This window comes from Dysgonomonas sp. HGC4, from assembly GCF_001261715.1.
Lineage (GTDB): Bacteria > Bacteroidota > Bacteroidia > Bacteroidales > Dysgonomonadaceae > Dysgonomonas_A.
In genome coordinates this window covers 1-8,791 of the sequence record NZ_CVRU01000055.1, presented here as the reverse complement: position 1 = coordinate 8,791, position 8,791 = coordinate 1, and the positions used below count along the sequence as shown (strand labels likewise).

The following is an 8,791-nucleotide window of genomic DNA, read 5'->3' as shown; positions in this document are numbered from 1 at the left end:
GGGTTCTTTCTTAAAGCAATAATTATTATTCAGTAATAAAATAATCATTATTTAACCTAATATTTTAAAGACTGTAAATATTGCCTATCTTTGTTAGTGCATACTGTCTATAAATACTAACAAAATATTATAATGAAATTTGGAAAGCTCTTATTGATCTTATTCGTTTTTATGTCCTGTAGTGATGATAACCTCTCGGAACCAGTAGTACCAATAGAACCAGAACCCACACCAACTGAAAAAGGTCCTACTATTCCCCTTGTTTTCTACGATAATTTCATAAATAAATCAGTAGACTACAAAGCCGTAAAAATTGGAGAATATCTATGGATGAATAGTAATATCAACCACTATCCAGGTCAACCTTTTACAAAAGCCGATATAGAACTTATACTTACAAGGTACAGACTTAATCCACAAGCTCTCAAAGATGTGAGTATTGACGATATAAACAAGTATTGCGGACCTTATTATGACAGAGATCGTTTCGAGTATCTGGAAGATAGAAGTAAATGTGTAATTTACGAAGGAGAAGAAAAAGTCCTAACCAACGGATGGAGTGCCGCATCAACAACTGATTTTCGCCAACTCTTTGCAATGTGTGGAAATGCAACAGAACAAGATGTAAGAACCATTCTTACTGTTAAAGCAGGAGACAATCCTGTTGCTATCCCGGGTTTAACTTATTGGTTCGGACCAAATAATACCAATAAGTATGGGTTTAATTTAATGCCGGGGGGAGCCCGATTTAATGGACCTCAAGTTTGGGAACTCAAACATAATAATGATGGTACAGATACGGAGTCATTTAATGTTCTGACAGGCGATTTTTATGGCTTCATAGAGGCTGCTATATGGCAAACTTGGGACGGAATGGTTGCTATACATGACTATCCGCAAGCAATCCAAAGTAAAACATGGCATTGGATGCCTGTACGCTGGTGTCGTAAACTTACAGCCGAAGAGCTTGGATACAGATTATATATAAATCAGGCACAAACAGATATACAAAAGCTACCCCTTACAGAATCTGCACCTCAAGGATATACAGAACTGCCTAATGGCTATATCAGAGGTTTTTATGTGCAATTTATCTTAGATAATCCCAATCCACTAAAAACAGTATCTCAAATTGTTGAAATGGCTAAAAACTTAGGATAAAGTCTAATATATTTTATATAATAAAGAGGGGTGAGACTTAATAGCTTCACCCCTCTTTATATTTAATAGATAAGAAATCTAAAACTTACAAAGCATCAACTTGCTTTTTCAAATGATCTCTATAAAACAAATGATCGGCATCTGTTATAATATCTTCTTTCTTAAAATCTACGGCATATTTCACAAGAAACTCCATCATTAAATCTTTACTTACAGCTCTTTTATCACTTAAATAATTAGCTAGCTGCAACAAGAGAACTCTTTGTGTCTCCAATGTCTTTTGAGCTAAATTCTCAGCTGCTTCCAGCAAAGCCTTAGCCTCTCTGTTTATTCCTTCACGTGCATCATCAAAAATAACATTGGGAGTTTCGTCCATATTCTCATTACCAAACAAGGCCAACATATTTCCCATGCCACAAGCATAGAGAACATAAGTAGCCAATTTAGTAGCATTCTGTAAATCGCTACTCGCCCCTATCGTAATATTTTCGTCACCAAAAACAATTCGTTCTGCAACTAAGCCACCCATTAATACTGCTAGGCGATTCACGATCTCTTTTTTCGAAATATAATTCCATTGAGGACGAGCCAATACAAATCCTTGACTATTACTGTCGGCTGTCACTGAGAATATAGAATCGGGTATTGTATGCATCAATATTGATGAAACAATAGCATGTCCACTTTCGTGCACTGCAACTATGGCTTGCTCATCATTCAATTTTTCCTGACGCAACTTACCTAATACCAAAGATTGCTTATCAGCCCATTCATGTACTAACTTCTCATCCTTATAAAATTTGATCTTCAGAGAAGCCACATCTTTAGTAGAACCTTCTTCGTCAATAGCAAAGTGTAATCGATCTACGAAATAACCATTAATATAAACCTCATTCAGTATTTTACCTAAACGAGCATTTACAATTTGTTGAACAGTAGTAAATAAAGGACGAGTTCCTTGTGTTGGATAAACTCCTTCTTCGTAAATCAACTCATTTATTCCTTTATCAAAAGTCAGGTCAAAATTATAAATAGATTTTATCTTCTTCTGAATTTTAGACAGCTCCAATTCTATTATACGATGAAACGCTTCGGATGTAAAAGAGGGATATATAATATGAATATTTCCCAAACGGGCAATCTGTTCACTTCTAAATCGAGCCAACAAAGCATTCTTTACCTGCGTAACCGATATTTTTAATGATTGCTTATTAAACTCATCAGCATTCATATCAGGATTAAAATCATGTGTCATAGAATACACTTCATCCAAATTTCCCATTATGAATACTAAAGCCTTCGAACAATCAACCGTTTTAGGTTTCAATGTTTTCTTATACAGCTGAATCAGATACTCAATAGTAGCCTCTCCATCAAGTTCATCAAGCTTGTCTCTCAATTCACTTTTCGAAAGAAACATATCTGCTACCGCATAAAAGATATTATTAAGATTTACTTCCGGTATAAAATAAAGCTTCTTTTCCTTATTTATTTTAGAAGATTCGTCATTACTATCTTCATCATCATTATCGTCTTCTTCTGTAATTTCCAATATATTTTTATGAATATCCGCATTTAGTGTAACAAGGCCATTCTCTACTTCTACACCTTTACTTAAAGACAAATCCAGCTTTTTTATCAATTTACTGAATACCCCAATATTGTAGTTGAAGTCAATTAAATCAAACTTACCACTGTCAAGCAAATCCCAAATAGCACGCGATGATGACTTATCTATTTCTTCTTGATTTTCATTTATTGTTCGTGCAAATTGAAATTCATCTAAACCGATGATAAAGGGTTCTTTGTCACAATTTTCGTATATCTCCTTAAATGAATCTTGTATATCAAAGTATTTACCGGTACTTTCACCTAAATCAAAACGATAATAACGTTCATTATAATCTATCAATTGAGAGAAACGTTTCACCAACGATGTTTTACCGATACCTGTCAATCCCCAAAGATTGATAATTACAGGCTTTTCCTGCATCTCAGGAAAGAATAGCCATGCTCCTATAGCATCCGCAATCTGATCAATAACATTGTCAATTCCAACAAATTCACTCTTTAACTGCACTATGGCACTATCCAATAAGTTTTTCTTCTCTAATAAATCCTTACGATATTCTTCTATATTATTCTCGATCATAATCAATTAACTTCTATTCAACACTTATTGTAATGTAAATTCAATTGAACTATCTTACTGGGATTTGACTAAACAAACATTACAATACATTCTATGTTTCATCGCATCTCTGAAACATGATTGTGCAAAAGTAAACATATATTGGGCAACTCAAGAAATGTAAATAGAAAAAAGGAGCTATTCTTTACAGAATAACTCCTTCTTTAAATATTTAATTCCTATGAAATATTATTTCACATCCCAGAATATTTTAGTTGTACGAGTATTTTCAGCTTGTACATCCGCATAATTTGGATTGAAATTCGTTTCAAGAGAAGGATAAAGAATTCTTAAAGGAGGTGCTTCATAACCATTGGTCATACCATCTGATGGAAAAGGTAATAAAACCGGATATTTAGTTCGTCTATATTCAGTCCAACATTCATTACCTTGTAAGAACCCAAAATGTAACCATTTTTGAGTTCCTATCAACTCCAATTTTTGATCTTTAGTACCTGTATATGCAATACGTTTAGTAACAAATGCATCTATTTCTGCATCAGAAGGCTTTTCTTCCACCCTGAATCCGCCACCAGCAGTGTTACTTGCTGTTCTATTAAGATAATAATAGAATGATACAGATTGTTTAACAGCAGTTTCATAAGCAGTCTTAGCTTCCGCTGAGCTGCCCCAACGTTCATAAGCTTCAGCTTTAATAAAGTTTATTTCCGAAGCTGTAATTCTGATTCCGGGAAGGTTTCTGTTTTGCCAAATTGTGGTAGAATCCCAACATGCATAAAGATCCCTATTTGTAAGTAATTCATCTGATGTTAAAGTTATAGGTGCACCTTTATAAGTTTTATTTTGCACTTTATCTTTAGCATTTTTGTCGAACATAACAGATAATCTTACATCTTCGGTAGGAGCCATCAATTTATTTATCATAAAATCAGGTGCTACAGAAGATAACCCCTCTGCAAGTGCATTAACTAATGATTCAGAATAATCTTTAAGAGGCTCATTCAATACATCATTTGTAGCCGGATCATAGTTAGCCACATTACCTCCATCTATTAATGGATATTTAGCTGGATTTGCCAACATATTCAGAATCTCAGTTTTTGCATAAGCCTCATTTACATTCGATATGTGAATTAATAGTCTTAAGCGTATTGAGTTTGCATATTTTTGCCATTTTTTAGCATCTCCCGATAAAAGAATATCTTGTCTTTGAAAAGCTGTACCTACAGTTGCTGTAGAGAAGTAAGTCGCAACCTTATCCAGATCTTCAATAAAACTCATATAAAGTTCTTGTTGATCATCAAATTTAGCAGGAGTACTAACAGATGTTAGATGTAAACTACCTGCTTCTGAAAATGGAATATCTCCAAACATATCAACAAATTGCGAACCAACGTCGTACAACACTACTTTAGCTGCTTGAAAGAAAATTACATTAGATTCTTGCTCAGCAGGAGTACTTTGAGTTGCGTTTACATTTTCCATCTGACGATACATTGCCATTGCTCCCCCAAATTGAGCACTGTAATAATCTCGCCAATATTGTCCAAAATAGCTATCATTCGACTGATATACTGATGCACTTTTATTAAAAGCCGATGTCTGGGTATACACACTGTGATTTACTAAAAGCACTGTTCTCACATGCCAATACTCCGAACGCATTCTCGAATTATTAAGTGCAGAAGTAAACAAAGCTGGTACACTACCTACTGTAGTTTGCTCCGGATCGTTAAATTTATCCTCGAGATCACAGCTCACCATCAGTAATAATGCTGAGGCAAAGACTGTAATTATTGTAAATATCTTTTTCATTGTTCCTTGTTTTTAAAATTTCGCATTTATTGAAAATCCAAAAGTTCTTGATGAAGGTGAAGCTCCACTATCAACACCTTGTGACCACCATCTACTTCCAATAGAAGCTTCAGGATCTATATTCTCCAGACTTCTCCACACATAGAATAAATTTCTACCATATACAGAGAAACGAAGACCTGATACTCCTAATTTTTTCGCATAGACATCGGGTACTGCATAACCAAATGTTAATTCACGGAATTTTATAAAATCATTATCATACACCATAGCATCATTCCAGCCATCAGCTCCCCATGTATAGGTATTCAAATAATAATCGGCAGCTGAAAGCATCACATCATTTGCCAATCCGGTAACTTCGCTAATACCAGGAAGAACAACACCATCATTACGGTTATACTTACTACCATCAGGTGCAGTAAAAACCCAAGGTTGACCTCCATTTGCTGCATCACGATACTGCATAGTGCTCTCATATAATCCGGCTCCTGTACCATACTTAGTTTGAGGAGATAATATTTGACCACCAAATCTATAATCAATTGTAAAATCTAATGAGAAATTTCTATAGTTAAAAGTATTTGACCATCCACCTACTACTTTAGGCATGATATTTCCAACTTTCTCATATTTAGTTTTATCAATAGTATAAAAACCATCTTTATTCACAAGAAGTTCTCCATCAGCATTTTTCTTAGGCACATATGAATAAATATTACCTAGAGTCTCTCCAGCAACCGCTGAGATCTTGATACTTCCTTCATCAAATGATGTAAATTGAAGTTCATTTATACCTGGAGCTAAAGAATTTACTTTAGAAGAGTTGAAAGCCCAGTTAAGACGAGTTGTCCATCTGAATTTTCCAATAAAAGGAGTTACACTAGCTGCAATTTCTAAACCTTTACTACCTATTTCTCCAATGTTCATTGTTTGATCAGTAGCTCCACTAGATAATGGCACTGTAACATTCATTATCTGATCCTTTACTTTATTAGTATAATAGCTTACATCTAAACTTACACGATCATCAAAGAAACGTTTTTCCAAACCGAACTCCCATTCATGCTTCATCTCAGCAGTCAAGTTCAGGTTACCATAAGTTGAACCCATAGTAAATGCAGGAACAGATCCTGTGCCAGCTTGCAGTGATGTTTGTTGATAAGCAACATTCGCAGCATACATAACAGGAGAATTACCTACAATACCATAAGAGGCTCTAATCTTTCCATAAGTTATCCAAGAAGGTAACTTGAATGCTTCACTATAAATCCAGCTACTATTTGCAGACCAGTAGAAATAATGATTGTTATCAACTGGAAGAGTAGATGAATATTCTTGGCGAGCAGTTGCCTCCAAAAACAGCATATCCTTATAAGATAAGTTTAAAACACCAATATAAGCATACTTAAGCAACTCCTTAGTGTTAGAAGTAGCATTAATTGTTCCATATGAATTAGATAATGAGAACCAATTTTCTACATTAAGCCCATTGCGTGTATACGATGATTGAGATTTATATTCTTCCTGACGACCTTGAAATCCTCCAGCCACAGTAAAACCTAAATCTGGTGTTATCTTATCAGAATAAGTAAGCATAGCATCACCATAAAGTATAGAATACTGATTCTTAGTAACACCATATTCACCAGTACTACCATTTGAATTATAAACTATAGAGTACTCATTGTGCCTTCTTCCCTCTAGATTTGCAGAAGTAAAATCATTACCTAAACGACCTCTAAATTTAAGTTTATCCATGATATTCCAATTAAGAGTCGCACTAGTTATTAAACGATTTTCAGTTTCATCATAACTATTTCTCAATCTTTCCCATAAATAATCTAATGTATTAGTTGCACGTATAGAATAAATAAATGCGTCATCAAGGTTACCTTTTGATGCCCCATATGGTACATATTTGTATCCCTCAGATGTCTGAAAATTATTCAAAAACGTAGAAATATTTTCGGCACGGCTAAACATACCTCCATAACTAGCCAATATATTATAAGTAGAATATGCTCTGTTCTTGGTATTTGTATTTATATAATTAGCTACAACATCAAGCGTTACATTCTTACTAATATTAACTACAGAATTCAGATTAAATGTATTTTTCTGTAACCCACTATTTCTTTGAGTTCCTGAATTATCTAAGCGAGTATATGACAAACGATAATTTAAATCATCAGTTTGTTTAGATAAAGCCACATTCAGATTCGAAGTGAAACCTGTTTGAAACAAGTCCTGATAATTGTCTCTACCAGTATATGAACCCGAAGAACCATCCCACCACGAAACTTGTTGACCTTCAAATTTTGGTCCGAATTGACCATAAGCTCTAAAGTATGGGCGATATCCATCATTAAGCTTCGAGTTTGGATCATGTACCCAACCATCAACAGTAGCTCCATTAGCTATGTTTGTTGCAGGATCATATCCAGGACCATATGTTGTTTGATATTTAGGAAGAAATGCTACATTTTCTACTATACCATTCCAATTCACTTCTATACCTAGTCCTTGACCTCTAGATCCTTTTTTCGTAGTGATAACAATAACACCACTAGCTGCATCCGACCCATAAAGAGCTGAAGCCGATGCACCTTTAAGTATTGTCATTGTCTCTATATCCTGAGGATTAATATCTAACAATCCGTTTCCTCTAATACGTTGGTCACCATCGAAACCTCCATTATTAGTACCGTCTTTACCATTTTGTCCGTCATTACGAATCATAACCCCATCCACTACATATAGCGGTTGTTGGTCATAATTTAATGAGTTTACACCACGAATTTGAATATTTACAGCACTAGTCGCACCTCCGGGAGCTGTTGTGATTTTCACACCAGCAGCTTTTCCATATAATGCCGAACCAAAGTTTGTAGTACCCGACTCTGTTAGCTGCTTTGCAGAAATAGAACTTACCGAATATCCAATTTCTCTAGGAGGACGTTGTACACCGATTGGAGCTGTAACAACTACAGTAGAAAGCATTTGAGAATCATCCTCTAACATAACATCAACAGTAGTTTCAGAACCTACTGTTACTTTTTTAGAAGTATATCCCACATATGTAAACTCTAAAACAGAACCTACTCTTGGAATATTTATTGTATATCGACCATCAAAATCAGTAGCTGTTCCCACTGAAGTACCAACAACTTTGACGCTTACCCCAATAAGCGGCTCTCCATTTGAATCGATAACAGTACCTTTGATTACGGTCTGTTTTCCATCTTGTAATACCGTCTCTTCAATCACGTTTTTCCCTGTTAATGAAGGATCAGCTCCAACATTGGGTGTTGCCCATACAGAGAAAAAGAGAAATGCAAACAAAACCCGCTTCATCGCAATAGGTGTTTGCGCCAGGTTAATAGCCTTTTTCTTCATAGAAAATTAGTTTTTAATTAAATTTCAGATTTATTAATCAATCTAGTTCCGTTCAGCAAATATAAATACAAAAAAAATACAAAAAAAAGTTTTTAGAACATTATTTTTTTAACAAAACAGATACACACTTTAACCTAAATACCTTATTGGTAAAGGATTTTAAGCGATTTAGCATCACTTTATAGTTTTAACTAAAAGAAACAATAAGCCATGACACCTCAATACAAACAAACAAATTGAAACCATCTATTAAAATGATAATAA

4 protein-coding genes are annotated in these 8,791 nt (G+C 34.6%); 1 reads left to right on the top strand and 3 read right to left on the bottom strand.

What is annotated here, in order from left to right; translation table 11 throughout:
- The first annotated feature begins 132 nt into the window (after window positions 1–132).
- On the top strand, window positions 133–1,161 hold the full coding sequence (locus HGC4_RS04865) for a hypothetical protein (RefSeq protein WP_050709006.1): 1,029 nt from the start codon (window positions 133–135) through the stop codon (window positions 1,159–1,161).
- Between the two features lie 85 nt (window positions 1,162–1,246).
- Here HGC4_RS04865 and HGC4_RS04860 read toward each other — a convergent pair whose 3' ends face one another.
- From HGC4_RS04860 to HGC4_RS04850, 3 genes are all read right to left on the bottom strand, one after another.
- Window positions 1,247–3,313, bottom strand: coding sequence for a hypothetical protein (locus HGC4_RS04860; RefSeq protein WP_050709005.1), 2,067 nt, complete (start codon window positions 3,311–3,313; stop codon window positions 1,247–1,249).
- A 228-nt stretch (window positions 3,314–3,541) separates the two neighbouring features.
- The gene (locus tag HGC4_RS04855) at window positions 3,542–5,128 is read right to left on the bottom strand and encodes a SusD/RagB family nutrient-binding outer membrane lipoprotein (RefSeq protein WP_050709004.1); all 1,587 of its coding nucleotides are present in this window, start codon (window positions 5,126–5,128) and stop codon (window positions 3,542–3,544) included.
- Between the two features lie 12 nt (window positions 5,129–5,140).
- On the bottom strand, window positions 5,141–8,527 hold the full coding sequence (locus HGC4_RS04850) for a SusC/RagA family TonB-linked outer membrane protein (protein ID WP_050709003.1): 3,387 nt from the start codon (window positions 8,525–8,527) through the stop codon (window positions 5,141–5,143).
- Window positions 8,528–8,791: the final 264 nt, after the last annotated feature.